Annotated in this window: 12 protein-coding genes; 7 read left to right on the forward strand and 5 right to left on the reverse strand. The window is 71.6% G+C overall.

Features of this window, described 5'->3' with window-relative positions:
• Positions 1-144 precede the first annotated feature (144 nt).
• Positions 145-1,431, forward strand: a complete 1,287-nt coding sequence (locus ACIGDI_RS12350; protein ID WP_399894415.1) for a M48 family metallopeptidase — start codon at positions 145-147, stop codon at positions 1,429-1,431.
• Here the strand turns inward: ACIGDI_RS12350 and ACIGDI_RS12355 are convergent.
• Together ACIGDI_RS12355 and ACIGDI_RS12360 are read right to left on the reverse strand one after the other, a co-directional pair.
• Positions 1,418-3,904: a DUF4132 domain-containing protein gene (locus ACIGDI_RS12355; RefSeq protein WP_399894418.1), complete on the reverse strand. Its 2,487-nt coding sequence runs from the start codon at positions 3,902-3,904 to the stop codon at positions 1,418-1,420. The two genes, ACIGDI_RS12350 and ACIGDI_RS12355, sit on opposite strands and share 14 nt — an antisense overlap.
• A complete protein-coding gene (locus ACIGDI_RS12360; protein ID WP_399894422.1) occupies positions 3,901-4,293 on the reverse strand; it encodes a hypothetical protein in 393 nt (130 codons plus the stop codon). The genes ACIGDI_RS12355 and ACIGDI_RS12360 overlap by 4 nt, the downstream gene beginning before the upstream one ends.
• 68 nt (positions 4,294-4,361) lie before the next feature.
• On the opposite strand from ACIGDI_RS12360, the gene ACIGDI_RS12365 reads away from it, so the two are divergent.
• The 4 genes from ACIGDI_RS12365 (at position 4,362) to ACIGDI_RS12380 (ending at position 6,570) form a co-directional block, all read left to right on the forward strand.
• On the forward strand, positions 4,362-4,772 hold the full coding sequence (locus ACIGDI_RS12365; protein WP_272175346.1) for a VOC family protein: 411 nt from the start codon (positions 4,362-4,364) through the stop codon (positions 4,770-4,772).
• A 151-nt stretch (positions 4,773-4,923) separates the two neighbouring features.
• Positions 4,924-5,331: a hypothetical protein gene (locus tag ACIGDI_RS12370; protein ID WP_399894426.1), complete on the forward strand. Its 408-nt coding sequence runs from the start codon at positions 4,924-4,926 to the stop codon at positions 5,329-5,331.
• Positions 5,328-5,825 carry a thiol-disulfide oxidoreductase DCC family protein gene (locus ACIGDI_RS12375; RefSeq protein WP_399894429.1) on the forward strand — a complete coding sequence of 166 codons (498 nt, stop codon included), beginning with the start codon at positions 5,328-5,330 and terminating at the stop codon, positions 5,823-5,825. The genes ACIGDI_RS12370 and ACIGDI_RS12375 overlap by 4 nt, the downstream gene beginning before the upstream one ends.
• A gap of 10 nt (positions 5,826-5,835) precedes the next feature.
• Positions 5,836-6,570 (forward strand): TetR family transcriptional regulator, encoded by a 735-nt coding sequence (locus ACIGDI_RS12380; protein ID WP_399894432.1) that lies wholly within the window; start codon positions 5,836-5,838, stop codon positions 6,568-6,570.
• Positions 6,571-6,575: 5 nt separating this feature from the next.
• On the opposite strand, the gene ACIGDI_RS12385 is transcribed toward ACIGDI_RS12380, so the two are convergent.
• Positions 6,576-8,978, reverse strand: a complete 2,403-nt coding sequence (locus tag ACIGDI_RS12385) for an MMPL family transporter (RefSeq protein WP_399895269.1) — start codon at positions 8,976-8,978, stop codon at positions 6,576-6,578.
• A 174-nt stretch (positions 8,979-9,152) separates the two neighbouring features.
• Between ACIGDI_RS12385 and ACIGDI_RS12390 the strand changes: the two genes are divergently transcribed.
• Together ACIGDI_RS12390 and ACIGDI_RS12395 are read left to right on the forward strand one after the other, a co-directional pair.
• Positions 9,153-9,842 carry a response regulator transcription factor gene (locus ACIGDI_RS12390; protein ID WP_399894435.1) on the forward strand — a complete coding sequence of 230 codons (690 nt, stop codon included), beginning with the start codon at positions 9,153-9,155 and terminating at the stop codon, positions 9,840-9,842.
• Positions 9,839-11,296, forward strand: coding sequence for a sensor histidine kinase (locus tag ACIGDI_RS12395; RefSeq protein ID WP_399894438.1), 1,458 nt, complete (start codon positions 9,839-9,841; stop codon positions 11,294-11,296). Before ACIGDI_RS12390 ends, ACIGDI_RS12395 begins: the two co-directional genes overlap by 4 nt.
• Here the strand turns inward: ACIGDI_RS12395 and ACIGDI_RS12400 are convergent, their stop codons facing one another.
• Positions 11,297-11,707 carry an ATP-binding protein gene (locus ACIGDI_RS12400; protein ID WP_399894440.1) on the reverse strand — a complete coding sequence of 137 codons (411 nt, stop codon included), beginning with the start codon at positions 11,705-11,707 and terminating at the stop codon, positions 11,297-11,299. It lies immediately after the preceding gene.
• 96 nt (positions 11,708-11,803) lie between these two features.
• Entirely contained in the window at positions 11,804-13,360 is a 1,557-nt protein-coding gene (locus tag ACIGDI_RS12405) for an ABC transporter substrate-binding protein (protein ID WP_399894443.1), read from the reverse strand.
• Positions 13,361-13,534 lie beyond the last annotated feature (174 nt).

The raw sequence follows: 13,534 nt of genomic DNA on the forward strand, positions 1-13,534 counted from the left end.
GGGCCTTCGTCGTACGCGCTTCTCGTACGGCCCTCGAACGGCCTGCACGCAACGCTTTACTGCTGCTCGCCGACGTGATCAGCTTCTCCCGACATGTACACAGCAGCCTCTGGGGAGCGGCTGACGGGAGGGGGGAGCGCGTCGATGCGTGCTGCCGAGGAACTGACGGTGCGGCCATGCCCGCAGTGCGGGACGGAGATCCGCGCGGATCGCCGGTTCACCGTGTGGTGTGCGGCCTGCGACTGGAACCTGGAGCCGGGCGGCCGGCCGGACGGCGCGGCCGAGGACAAGGGCCGGCTGCGGCGGCTGCGCAGGCGGCTGGCTCAGCAGTACGGTGAGCAGCTCTACGCCGACCTCGGCGCCGCCGAGGCACAGCAGCGCCCGGGACGTCGTACGAAGGCGGGCGTCGTCGCCTACGCGATTTCCCTCGGGGTGCACGCGGTGACCGCCGCCCTGGTCCTGAGCGGGCTGTGGTTGCTGGTCACGGGCTGGGGCGGCCTGGGCGTCGTGGGCGGCCTGCTCCTGCTGGCGCTGGCCTGGCCGCTCCGGCCGAGGCTGAACCGGCTGCCCTCCGACGCTCGGGTCCTGTCCCGCAACGACGCGCCCGAGCTGTACGCCCTGATCGACGAGGTCGCCGCCGCCGTGGGCACCCGGGGCGTGGACACGGTGGTCGTCGACACCCGGGCCAACGCGAGCGTGACCCAGCTCGGCCTGCGCCGCCGGCTGCTGACGCTGGGCCTGCCGCTGTGGGAGGTCCTGACCTGGCAGCAGCGGACCGCCCTTCTGGGGCATGAACTCGGCCACTTCACCAACGGGGACACCCGCCACGGCAGGGTCGTGGGGACCGCCTACAGGTCCCTGGGGACATGGCACTACTACCTCGCCCCGACCCCGCGGCCCACCTTCACGGAGGCGCTCGTCAACCTCGTGTACCTGGTGCCGCGCCGGCTGGTCATGGGCCTGCTGGCGCTGCTGGAACTGCTGACCGCGCGGGACTCCCAGCGCAGCGAGTACCTCGCCGACGCGGCGGCCGCCCGTGCGGCGTCCACCGAGGCCGCGGTGGGGCTGATGGACCGCCTCCTCGTCACCGACTCGATCGACACCACCCTGTCGCGCGAGGTCAACGGCCGTCGGATGCGCGGGCCGGGGCGGATCACCGCCGAGGACGCCGAAGGGCTGTGGGAAGCCCTGGCCGACCACATGGATTCGATCCCGGAGGCCGAGTACGAGCGCATCCGCCGGGTCGGCGAGCGGCACGGCCACAGCGTCGACGCGCAGCACCCGCCGACCCACCTGCGCCGCGGCCTCCTGCTCCGGGTCACGCCCGTGCCCCCTCTGGTGACGACCGACGCCGCCCGGTCCGAACGCATCACCGCCGAACTGGGCGAGACGCGGTCGGCCCTGGCGCTGAGGATCGTCAGGGACGCGTAGCCGGAACGCCTACAACTGGCTCAGGATCGTCGGGTCCGTGATCTTCAGGTCGTCGGCCAGCATCAGTGCCTTGCTGAGGATCACGCCCAGCATCCGGTCCCCCTCGTACGGCAGGTAGCCGGTCTGTGGGGTGGCCGGGGCGTGCTTCGGGACGATGCACAGGTACTGGTCGTCGGGGGTCATCAGGATGTTGCCCGAGCCCATGTGGATCTTGTATGTGTGGCGTTCGCCCTTCACGTGCAGGAAGCGGCCCTCGACGGTGCAGCGGTCGGCGATGGCGAGGCGGGGTATGAGGCGTTCGAGCAGGGCCCGGCGGGTCTCGGCGCTCTGGTTGAGCGTGCCGAAGCCGTAGCGCGACCAGTACTCGCGGAACCGGCCGCCGGGGCCAGGTCGGGTCGTTGCCGACGCTGGACACTCCGACGAACAGGTCGACGTCCCGCAGGACTTCGGAGAGCACGAGGGGCGGGATGTCGGTGAGGGGGAGCGGGCCGACGGGGGCGGCGCCGTCCCGCAGCCACATGCGGTACTCGCCGCCGCAGCAGTGCGCCCAGTTCTGCGGGGCGTCGATCGGGTAGAAGCGCACCTGGTCGGTGCGCAGGCGCAGGAAGCTGCCGGATCCCTGGGTGGTGTCGTCGCTGTTGTCTCCGTCGCCCTCGATCCAGTACTCGGCGCGCAGTCCCCACTGCGGCAGCTCTCGGGTGGCCGGCGGTGCCTCGTCGTCGACCATCAGGCGCAGCCTGTTGCGCCAGCCGCGGATCGCGGCCAGGGAGTTGAACTGGTGCTGGCGCAGGATGTGCGCCGCGAAGCGGTTGGAGTACGTGCCGGTCGCGCGTTCGGCGTCCGTGAGGAGGTAGACCTCGCGGTGGGCCTGCTTGAACGGCTGGGTGATGCCGTGCCGCTCCAGCCAGTCCCGCCAGGCGACGATCTCGGCGGGCTCGTGCCCGACGGGGTGCCAGAGCGCGACCTGCGCCCCTTCGCCCACGGGATCGTCGGTGAGGGTGCGCAGGGCGCCGTCCGCGTATCCCGCGGTCGTGCCGTCGACGGTCCACAGGAGGCGGCGGGCGAGGGTGCCGACCAGGGGGTGGTCCAGGTAGCGCTCGCGCCAGGTGGCGTAGGACCAGGTGCGGCGGGCGAGGAACTGGCGGTCCAGCCGCTCGCTCTGCGCCGAGAGCATCTTGTCGATGTCCTTGACGGCGGCCTTGAGCTCCTTGAGCTCGTCGGGGTGGTCGCGTCTGACGGCCGCGGGAACCGTCTTCACCGTCCTGCCGCCGGCGTTGCGCCAGCCCAGCAGGCACCTGGTGCCCTCGACCTCGAGGACGGCCGTGACGTCCCCGAACCGGCGCTCCGTGCGGCCGACCTCGGTCAACCCGTAGGCGGGGACGGCGAGTTCCTCGATCTCCTCGCGGCCGAGCCCGAGGGCGGCGGCCCGCTTCTCCAGTGCGGCGTCGACGAGCTTGGCCGTGGGCTTGTAGGTCACCCGGGTCGCCAGCCGGGCCAGTTCGGCGAGGGCGGCCTCGCCGTCCAGGCGGGACAGGGCGAGGACACCGGCGTTGGCGACCTTCGGGTTGCGCGGGCCGACGCCGGGGACCTTCCTGAGCGAGGTCTCGACGAGGGCGCCCAGGGCGCGGGCGGTGTCGGGGTGCGGCGGGAGGAGGCAGAGCAGCCAGGCCAGACCCCGCAGGGCGTTGGCGTTGTAGGGGTCGTAGGTGTGGTTGACGGGGTCGGTCGGATACCCCTCTTCCAGAGGGAAGGTCCGGGGGCGGCCTACGAGGGCGAGCCAGGGCAGGGCGGTGGCGCGGACGCGTTCGGCGCCGACGGCCTCGACGAGGGCGTGGGCCCGCTGGTCCCACTTGGGGCTGGGCTTGGCGGTGGTGGCCGTGACCAGGTGGGCGAGCAGGGCCTGCCAGTCGGGTCCGGCGGCGTCGCTCATCGCCTGCTCCGCCCACTGCTCGCCGACGTTGAGGACGGGCACGGTGAGCTTCTTCGCCAGCACGGCCACCGGGTCGTCGCCGTCGATGTAGGAGTCCAGGGCGGCCCGGCGGTAGAAGGCGACGACGGCGGGGGCGAGGGGGCGGCCGCAGGCCAGTTCGGCCTCGGCGAGGACCGCGGAGTGCGAGCCGTACCAGTGGCCGTGCTGCCGGCCGAGTTCGTCCAGCGCCTTGAGCCGCTCGGTGGAGAGCCGGTCCCCGGGCAGGCCGCGCGCCAGGATGCCGACGAGCGTCAGGGCGTGCCCGCGGGCGTCCGAGCCCTCGCTCACCGAGTGGTAGAGCGCCACGAGTTCGTCGGCGAGCGCTCCCCGCGTCTCCTCCGGCAGTGCGCGCAGCCGGTCGAGGACCCCGGCCCACAGGCCGTTCCACGCGCCGTTGTTGGCGGCCGCGGCCCTGAGCATCTCGACGGCCAGCTCCCCCAGTTCGCCGTCGGCGGCCAGCCGCCCGACCATGTCCTTGTACTTCTGGATCTCCCCCACCGTCATCCCCCCACCAGCGGAACCAGCTTGAGAAACGTGACCTCGGTGCCGGACGCGAGCTCGATCTCCTCGTCCGGCTCGGTGACCTGGCGGTCGCCGACCAGCACCAGGAAGCCGTTCCCGGCGAAGGCCTCGAGCGCCAGCTCGGCCTGGGCCTCGGGGTCCACCCGGCGCGGGGTGCGCAGCGCGTACCCGTTCGGCACCCGCTCCGTGTCCGCAGGCTGCACCAGGCCCTGGAACACCCCCGGCGTGTGCGTGTTGTACTCGGCGACCTCCTGGAAGACCCGGCGCCGGATCAGCTCACGCACGGTGAGCCGCTCCTCGGCGACCTCCAGCCGCCGGCCGGCTCCCCGCTCCCCCGCAGTCGTCTCGTCGACGAACGTCACGATTGCCATGCCGACGACAGTACGAGCCGCCACTGACAATCACGGGTTCCGGGCGAACAGACACCTATGGTGACGGTATGTCAGATGACGAGTCGTACGAACTGCTCGGGTTCGACAACGTCCTGCTGCCCGTCGGCGACCTCGGTGGGGCGGTCGACTTCTACGGGCGTGCCGGGTTCGCGGTGGGGTTCCGGTTCGACGAGGCCGGGATCGCGCTGCTGAAGGTCGGGGGCGAGACGCCCGGCATCCTGCTGCGCCAGGAGGAGGGGCTGGGGCACCGGCCGCCGCCGTGGCCGTCCCCGCGGCTGTGGGTGGAGGTGCCGGACGCCCGGGCGGCGGCGCGCGCGCTCGCCGGGGCTGGCATCGCGCCCCTGGACGAGCCGTTCTCCTCGGCCACCGGCTGGACCGTGGAGATCGCCGATCCCTGGGGGAACGTCATCGGCTTCACGGACTACACCAAGCGGCCGGAGCTGGGCCGCAGGCCGTGAGGGCGGCTCCGCCCCGGGACCGGTGAGGCCAACTCCGGCTTCCCTGCCACGGCGAGGTCAACTCCGCCTGGTTCCCTGTTGAACGCGTTCAAAAAGAGGTCTACAGTTCACTCCTGTCAGCGTTTTGAACGCGTTCAAGAAGGGGTGGGGCATGGACCGTACGGTCATCGCCTACGTCATCTACCTGCTGGTCAGCGTCGGGCTCACCATCTGGGTGGCCCGCACGCTCAGCCGCAACGGGCGGATCTTCCTGGCCGACGTACTGCACGGCAACGAGCAGCTCGCCGACGCCGTGAACCACCTTCTGGTGGTCGGCTTCTACCTCGTCAACCTCGGCTTCGTCGCCCTCTACCTGAGCGGCGACCAGACCATCGAGGACACCCGGGGGATCTTCGAGGCCCTGTCGACCAAGGTGGGCGTGGTGCTGCTGGTGCTCGGCGTGATGCACCTGGGCAACGTCTACGTCCTCAACAAGATCCGGCGGCGCGGGGTGATGGAGCGCGAGCAGGTCCCGCCGGTCGGCCCGCAGGACTGGGTCGCCCCCCAGGCCGGGGCATGAGCGGCACCTCGGCGGGCCGGGCCCCGGTCCGCCGGCTGACCGTCCTGTACGACGCCGACTGCTCGCTCTGCGCCTATCTGCGGGACTGGCTGAACCGGCAGCCGCAACTGGTGCCGCTGGAGCTCGTGCCCGCGAACTCGGAACGGGCCCGGCGGCGCTACCCGCGCCTCGACCACCGGGCCACCCTCGACGACATCACCGTCGTCGGCGACGCCGGTCAGGTCTACCGGGGCGCCGCCGCCTGGATCGTCACCCTGTGGGCCCTGCGCGAGCACCGGCCGCTCGCGCACCGGCTCAGCACCCCGGCGGGCGCGCCGTTCGCCAAGGGGGCGGCGCTGGCCGCGGCGAAGTGGCGGGGCTCGCAGTGGGGGCGGAGCCGCGAGCGGTGGGGCGGGCAGGCGTACGGGCGGACGGACGGCTGGTCCTACGACCCGGCGCACGGCTGGACCCACACCGCCCCGGGCTGCGGCGACGGCACCTGCCCCACCCCGTAGGCTCTCGTCCGTGCCTGCGAAGAACGACAGCCCCGACGAGGGCACCGCGCCGACCACCAAGTCCGAGCAGACCCGCGCGCTGATCCTGGAGACCGCCATGCGGCTCTTCCAGGAGCGCGGCTACGACAAGACGACGATGCGGGCCATCGCCCAGGAGGCCGGCGTCTCCGTGGGCAACGCGTACTACTACTTCGCCGGCAAGGAGCACCTGATCCAGGGCTTCTACGACCGTCTCGCCGCCGAGCACCGGCTGGCGATCCGGGAGGTCCTGGACCGGGAGACCGAACTGGAGGCGCGGCTCTCGGGCGTGCTGAAGCTGTGGCTGGACATCGCGACGCCGTACCACGAGTTCGCCGTCCAGTTCTTCAAGAACGCCGCCGATCCGGACAGCCCGCTCAGCCCCTTCTCCCCGGAGTCGGAGCACGCGCGCGAGGAGGCGATCTCCGTCCACCGGGAGGTGCTGGCGGGGGCGACGAAGACGAAGGTCCCGGAGGAACTGCGCGACGTGCTGCCCGAGTTGATGTGGCTCTCCCAGATGGGCCTCGTCCTGTACTGGATCTTCGACCGGACGGAGGGCCGGCAGCGCAGCTACCGGCTGGCCGAACGGGGGGCACGGCTGACGGCCCGGGGTGTGTCGCTGGCCCGCTTCCGGGTGCTGCGCCCGCTGGTGCGGGAGGTGCACGAGCTGTTCACGGACTTCCTGCCGGGGATGACCAAGGTGCTGCCCACCCCCGGCAAGTCCTAGCGCGGTCAGTTGACCGCGTCCACCTCGCCCTCGGCGAGCTCGACGTCGTACACCAGGGGCCCGGCCTCGACCACGACCTGCTGCGCCCGCGTCCCGTACGACGGAGCCGTGACCGTCAGCAGGTAGGTTCCCGGCCCCGGTACGGACAGGATGTAGGAGCCGTCCGCCAGTGACCGCACGCGGTCCAGCTGGCGTCCGCCCTTCGACAGCAGCGTCACCGAGGCGCCGTCCACCGGCTCGCCGTCGGCGGTGCGGACGAAGCCGTGGACCGCCGAGGCCGGCCCGTCCCCGGCCACCGCCTCCGCCTCCTCCTTCGGCTCCACCGCCAGATGCGGCAGCCGCTTGTCCAGCCAGGCCGGCAGCCACCAGTTGGAGTCGCCCAGCAGGTGCATCGCGGCCGGCACCAGCGCCGTACGCAGGATGAAGGCGTCGAGGGCGACCGCCGCCGCGAGGCCCACGCCCGCCATCGCCGCGCCCGAGTCACCGCTCAGGACGAAGGCGAGGAACACGCAGACCATGATCAGGGCGGCGGAGTTGATGACGCGGCTGGTCTCCGCGAGGCCCACGCGCACCGCGCGCGCGTTGTCCCTCGTGTGCACCCACTCCTCGTGCATGCGGCTCACCAGGAACACCTGGTAGTCCATGGAGAGGCCGAAGAGCAGGGACAGCATGATGACCGGCAGGAACGCGTTGATCGGGCCCTCCTTGCCGAGGTTCAGCAGGTCCAGGCCCCAGCCCCACTGGAAGACCGCGACCAGGACGCCGAAGGAGGCCGCCGCGGCGATCAGGTTCATCAGGGCCGCCGTCAGCGGCACGACCAGGGAGCGGAAGGCGACCAGCAGGAGCAGGAAGCCCAGGCCGATGATGGTCGCGATGAACAGCGGCAGCCGGTCGCCCGTCACGGACGCGAAGTCCTTCGACACGGCCGTCACGCCGCCCACGTGCGCCTGGGCCCCGGCCCGCGGGATCACCTGGTCGCGCAGGGTGTCGATGAGGTCGTCGGTCTGCTTGGACTGCGGGGACGTCGTCGGCACGACCTGGATCACGGTCACGCCCCGCGCGGACGGCAGCGCGGCCACCTGCGCCACTCCGGGGGTCGCCCGGATGTCCTTGACCAGTGTGGTCGTGTCGCCGCCGGCGCTGACCACCTGCAGGGGCCCGTTGAACCCGGGGCCGAAGCCCTCGGCCAGCAGGTCGTAGGCCTTCCTGGTGGTCGTCGACGCCTGGTCGTTGCCCTGGTCGGTGGCGCCCAGGCGGAGCGAGAGGACGGGAACGGCGAGGACGGCCATGACGATCAGGGCGAGCGCGGCGATCCTGCGGGGCCGCTTCTCGACGTTCGCCGACCAGCGGGCGGCGAACCCGCTCGCGTGCTCCTGCTCGGGGCCGTTGGCGGCGAGGCGGCGGCGCTGGCGGCGGCTGAGGACGCGCGGGCCCAGGAAGCCGAGCAGGGCCGGCAGGAGGGTCGTGGCGGCCAGCACGCTCAGGACGACCGTCAGCGAGGTGCCGATGACCACGCCGTCCAGGAACCGCAGCCGGGTGACGAGCATGCCGGCGAGCGCGATGCAGACCGTGCCGCCCGCGAACAGCACCGCGCGGCCGGAGGTGTTGAGGGCGGTGACGGCCGCTTCCTCGGGGTCCATGCCGCGCAGGATGCCGCGCCGGTGCCGGGTGACGATGAAGAGCGCGTAGTCGATGCCGACGCCGAGGCCGATCAGGGACGCGAGCAGCGGGGCGATGTCGGGGATGTCCGTGCTGTGGCTGAGCAGTTGGGTGGAGAACAGGCCCATGCCGACGCCGAAGACGGCGATGGCGATCGGCAGCAGCATCGCGAAGAGCGAGCCGAAGGCCAGGAACAGCACGACGGCCGCCGCGACGATGCCGACCATCTCCGACAGGCCCTGGGGCGGCTCCTGGACGCGCTGGATGGCCTGGCCACCCAGCTCCACCCGCAGACCGCTCGTCCTCGCCGCCTGCGCGGTGTCGAGGACGTTCTGGACGAGGTCCTTGGGCACCTCGTTGGCGCGCTTGGCGAAGGTCAGCTGGGCGTAGGCGATGGTGCCGTCGCGGCTGATCTGCGCCGCGCCCCGGGGGCCGGCGTAGGGGCTGGTGACCGCGCCGACGCCGGTCATCCCCGCAATCCTGTCGAGGGCCGGCCGGATGCGGTCCTGGACCGCCTTGTCCCGCACCGAGCCGTGGTCGACCTTCCACACCACGGTGTCGGTGTCGCCCGAGGTGTTCGGGAAGGCCTTCTGCATCAGGTCGTACGCGCTCTTGGAGTCCGTGTCGGGGAGGGAGAAGACGTTCGCGTAGTTCGTTCCCGCCGTCGAGGCCGAGAAGCCCAGGCCGAACAGCGCCCCCACCCACAGCAACAGGACCACCAGCCGGTGCCGGTAGCACCACCGTGCCAATGCCGCCACGATCAAAACTCCTTCGTCGTCGTCCGGTCGTCGGTCGGTCCCCCAGGTCCTGGGCAACAGGATCGGGACCGCCACGCGCGCGTGGTGGGATTCGGCCATGACTCTCAAGGAATTCCAAAGACGGTTCGGGCCTCGACTGTCAGTGGCCCGCCCGATACTGGGGGCATGACGACGGCTCCAGGCACCGTGCTGGTGGTGGAGGACGAGCCGAGCATCGCGGACGTCCTCGCCATCGCCCTTCGCTACCACCGCTTCGAGGTGATGGTCGCGGGCACCGTCCGCGAGGCCCTCGCGCTCGTCGAGCGCACCCGGCCGGACGCGGCGCTGCTCGACGTCATGCTCCCGGACGGGGACGGGCGCGCGCTGGGCCGCGAACTGCGCGACCGCCGGCCCGACCTGGCCCTGGTCTTCCTCACCGCGCGCGACTCGCCCGCCGAGGTCGTCGGCGCCCTCGGCTTCGGCGACGACTACATCACCAAGCCGTTCAACATCGACGAGGTCGTCGCCCGGATCACGGCGGTGCTGCGGCGCACCCGGCCGGCCGACATCCTGCCGCAGCGGCCGCCGCTGCGCTACGGCGACCTGGAGCTGGACGAGACGACGTACAGCGTGCACCGCGCGGGCCGCAGCGTCGAGCTCACCCCCACCGAGTACGCGCTGCTGCGGTTCCTGGTGCGCAACGGCGGCCGGATCGTGCCCAAGGAGCAACTGCTGCGGCACGTCTGGCAGTACGAGCACACCCCGCCCGAGTCCACCGTGGTGGAGACCTACATCAGCTATCTGCGCCGGAAACTGGACGCCCTGGGGCCGCCGGTGATCACCACGCGGCGTGGCGTGGGATACGGGCTGGCATGAAGGCCCGCTGGCTGAACTGCGAACGCGGCGTCCACTCGCTGCGCGCCAAGCTCACCCTGACCAATGTCGCGCTGCTCGCGCTCGGCATCGTCGCGGCGACCGCCGTCAGCCTGATGGGCATGCGGTACTACCTGCTCGGCCAGATCGACACCGAGCTGACCAAGACCCGTGACTCACTGGGCGGTTCGCAGCTGACCCTGCGGCAGATCGACTCGCTCAGCGTGCTGGGCTTCGTCCACGAGCGGCTCGCCCCCCAGCAGACCGACGAGCGCGCGGCCCCGGACACGATCTACGCCGCCGTCGACGCCGACGGCCATGTCGCCAGCCTCCTCGGCTTCAAGCCCACCGAGGCACAGCACAGTCTGAGCCGGGCGGTAGGCGACCCGCACGCCCTGATGAAACACACCCGGCCGCAGGACGTCAGGGTGCACGGCGCGCCGTACCGCGTGACGGCAACCCGGCTGCCCGACGGCACCTACATCCTGCTGGCCAGCTCCACCGACGCCCTGCACCGGGGCATGCTGAAGGCCCTCAAACTCGACCTGACCATCGGCACGCTGCTCCTGGCCCTGCTGGCCTGTCTGACGCTGTTCAGCGTGCGGCGGCGGATGCGGCCGCTGGAGGACATGGTGGAGACGTCGTCGGCCATCGCCGAGGGCGACCTGACCCGGCGTGTGCCCTCCAGTCACCATCCCACCCAGGAGGTCGAGCAGCTGCGGCTGGCCCTCAACTCCATGCTGCACCAGGTGGAGTCGGCGTACCGCACCCGTGAGGACAGCGCGGCCCAGCTGCGCCGTTTCGTGGCCGACGCCTCGCACGAGCTGCGCACCCCGCTGTCGGCGATACGCGGCTATCTGCAGCTGTACGACAAGGGGATGCTCAGCGATCCGGACGAGCGGAAGCGGGCCTGGGAGCGGGTGCTCGCCGAGACCGACCGCATGGGGCGCCTGGTGGACGAGCTGCTCACGCTGGCCCGTCTGGACCAGCAGCCCGAACTGCGCTTCCGCAACGTCGACGTCAGCCGCCTGGTGCGGGACGCCGCCCAGGACCTGCGGGCGCAGCAGCCGGACCGGCCCGTCGAGGTGGCCGCCGACGGCTCCGTGCTGGTGCGGGCCGACGAGTCGGGGCTCAGGCAGGTGCTGGGCAATCTGGTGGGCAACGTCCGCACGCACACGCCGGCCGAGGTGCCGGTGCGGCTGGGGGTGGAGCGGGAGGACGGCGTCGTGCGGCTGTGTGTCGCGGACGACGGTCCGGGGCTGTGTTCCGAGGACGCGGCGCGGGTCTTCGACCGGTTCTTCCGGGCCGGCGGGGGCGCGGGCAGCGGTCTCGGACTGGCCATCGTGCAGGGGGTCGTTCACGCGCACGGCGGTGAGGTGGCGGTGCGCACGGCGCCCGGGGAGGGTCTCGCGGTCACGGTCACCCTGCCGGCGCGGGCGGCCTCCACCACGCCGTAGTCACGGTGTTCCGGCGCCCGCGAGGACGAGCGCCCACACCGTCTTGCCGTGACGGCCGCGGCTCCACACGCCCCAGGCGGCCGCGACGCTCTCCACCAGGCGCAATCCGCGGCCGGACTCCGACGACTCCCCGACCAGGCGTAATCGGGGCTCCAGTTGCCCCTCGTCGGACACCTCGATGAGACACGAGCCGTCGGCGAGCGCGGTCACCGCCACCTCGAACTCCCGCTCCAGCAGGGGGCCGTGGCGGACGACGTTGGTCGCCAGTTCGGACACCAGCAGTACGGCGTCGGTCAGCGCCCGGTCGTCCGGCCCGTGTCCCCAGTCGGCCAGGTGGTCCCGCACCCGGCGCCGGGCGAGTCCGACGGAGGCCGGGTGCCGGGGCAACCGGAAGGAGTTGCGTCTCATCACGTCGGCTCCTCACCCCACGCACACCTCCGTCACATGGTCCTGTGTTCGGGTGAGTACCCGGCTGCTCCGGGCGAATGTCCAGGACACGGCATCGCGTCAGATCCAGTTCAGGCTCCACAGCCGGTAGACGCCCGTGCCGTCGTCCAGGTACTGGCTGCCGCCGACGTCCTCGCTGCTGAGGACGTACTCCTTGCCCTGCCACAGCGGGATCACCGGCACGTCGTGGGCGATGTCCTGCTGGAGCGTGCGCAGGTCGGAGGTGGCGTCGCCGCGGTCGGCGTACTCCTGGCTGGTCTGGATCAGGTTGTCGACGGCCTTGTTGCTGTAGCCGGTGTTCATGGTGGCGCCGCTGCCGACGAGCGTGGCGCCGAAGGTGTCCGGGTCGGGGTAGTCGGCGACCCAGCCGACGGCGTAGGCGTCGAGCCTGCCGGTCGCCCACCGCTTCTGGAAGGCGGTCCACTCGTAGCCCTTGAGGGTCACCTTGAACAGGCCGCTCGTCTCCAGCTGCCGCTTGAGGTCCGCCGCCTCCGCCGCCGCGGAGCCGCTGTTCTTGCCGTAGCCGTAGGTGAAGCGCACCGGCAGCGTCACGCCGGCCTCGATGAGCAGGGCCCTGGCCTTCTTGGCGTTCTGCGTGGGGTAGGCGTCGAAGAACGACGTGGTGTGGCCGGTCAGGCCCGTCGGGATGAGCGAGTACAGCGGGTCGACGGTCCCCTTGTAGACGGTGGCGGCCAGTTGCTCGCGGTTGATCAGCCAGGCCACCGCCTGGCGGACTCGCACGTCGTGCAGGGGCGAGCCGGCGCGGGTGTTGAGGTAGAGGTTGCGGGTCTCGGAGCTGTCGGACTCGGAGAGGCGCTGGTCGGGATCGCTGGCGGACAGCCCGGACAGGACCTGGGGCGGCAGCTGACGGCTGGCCACGTCGACCTGCTTCGCCTTCCACGCGCTGTTCAGGGCGTCCGCGTCGGTGTAGTAGCGCAGGTCGACGGGGCGGCCGGTCTTGTCGATGGCGCCCTTGTAGGCGCCGTTGGGGGTGAGGACCGCCTTCTTGCCCTTCGTATACGCCGTCAGCTTGTACGGGCCGGTGCCGTCGACGCCGGAGTCGGTGCGCAGGCCCTTCGCCGGGTACTTCTCCCGGTCGACGATCGAGCCGGCGCCGGTGGCCACCTTGAACGGGAACGTGGCGTCCGGCGAGGAGAGATGGAAGGTGACGGTCGAGCCGCTGGCGTCGACCGAGCCGAGCGTGCTCAGCAGGGACGACGGGCCGACGTCCGACTTGATCGCCTTGACGCGGTCGAAGGAGTACTTGACGTCCTCGGCGGTCATCTCGCGGCCGCTGGGGAACGTGAGTCCCTTGCGCAGCGTGCAGCGGTATGTCTTCAGGTCGCTGCCGACGAAGGAGCAGCTCTGGGCGGCGTCCGGGACGGGTGCCGCGCCGCCCGCCTCGAAGGTCAGCAGCGACTGGAAGACGTTGCTGAACAGGGCCCAGGAGCCGGCGTCGTAGGCGCCGGCGGGGTCGAGCGACGTGACGGAGTCCGTCGTGCCGACCGTGATCGTCTTTCCGTTGTCGTCCTGCGACGGCAGCAGCTGCCAGCCGCCGATCCCCGCGACCGCCAGTACGAGCAGCGTCGCGAGTACCCGCATGCGAACCGAACGCATCGGTTGGCCCTCCCCAGGCCCGAAGGCCCCAGCACACATGCCACTCCCCTAGTGGCGCGGCTCACCTAATCACACGATTTCGAGCTCGGGGAAGAGGAGTTCGACGAGTTGAGAAAGACGTTACTGCCAGCGGTTTCGGCCATATTTCACAGCGCGCTCACAGGGTTTCCGGGG

It is taken from the genome of Streptomyces sp. NPDC085900, from assembly GCF_044540925.1.
GTDB lineage: Bacteria > Actinomycetota > Actinomycetes > Streptomycetales > Streptomycetaceae > Streptomyces > Streptomyces gilvifuscus.

Excerpts from the sequence above, each read along its gene's own strand:
- ACIGDI_RS12350 (WP_399894415.1), top strand. The coding sequence starts at position 145 with ATGCGTGCTGCCGAGGAACTGACGGTGCGGCCATGCCCGCAGTGCGGG.
- ACIGDI_RS12355 (WP_399894418.1), bottom strand. The coding sequence starts at position 3,904 with ATGACGGTGGGGGAGATCCAGAAGTACAAGGACATGGTCGGGCGGCTG.
- ACIGDI_RS12360 (WP_399894422.1), bottom strand. The coding sequence starts at position 4,293 with ATGGCAATCGTGACGTTCGTCGACGAGACGACTGCGGGGGAGCGGGGA.
- ACIGDI_RS12365 (WP_272175346.1), top strand. The coding sequence starts at position 4,362 with ATGTCAGATGACGAGTCGTACGAACTGCTCGGGTTCGACAACGTCCTG.
- ACIGDI_RS12370 (WP_399894426.1), top strand. The coding sequence starts at position 4,924 with ATGGACCGTACGGTCATCGCCTACGTCATCTACCTGCTGGTCAGCGTC.
- ACIGDI_RS12375 (WP_399894429.1), top strand. The coding sequence starts at position 5,328 with ATGAGCGGCACCTCGGCGGGCCGGGCCCCGGTCCGCCGGCTGACCGTC.
- ACIGDI_RS12390 (WP_399894435.1), top strand. The coding sequence starts at position 9,153 with ATGACGACGGCTCCAGGCACCGTGCTGGTGGTGGAGGACGAGCCGAGC.
- ACIGDI_RS12395 (WP_399894438.1), top strand. The coding sequence starts at position 9,839 with ATGAAGGCCCGCTGGCTGAACTGCGAACGCGGCGTCCACTCGCTGCGC.
- ACIGDI_RS12405 (WP_399894443.1), bottom strand. The coding sequence starts at position 13,360 with ATGCGTTCGGTTCGCATGCGGGTACTCGCGACGCTGCTCGTACTGGCG.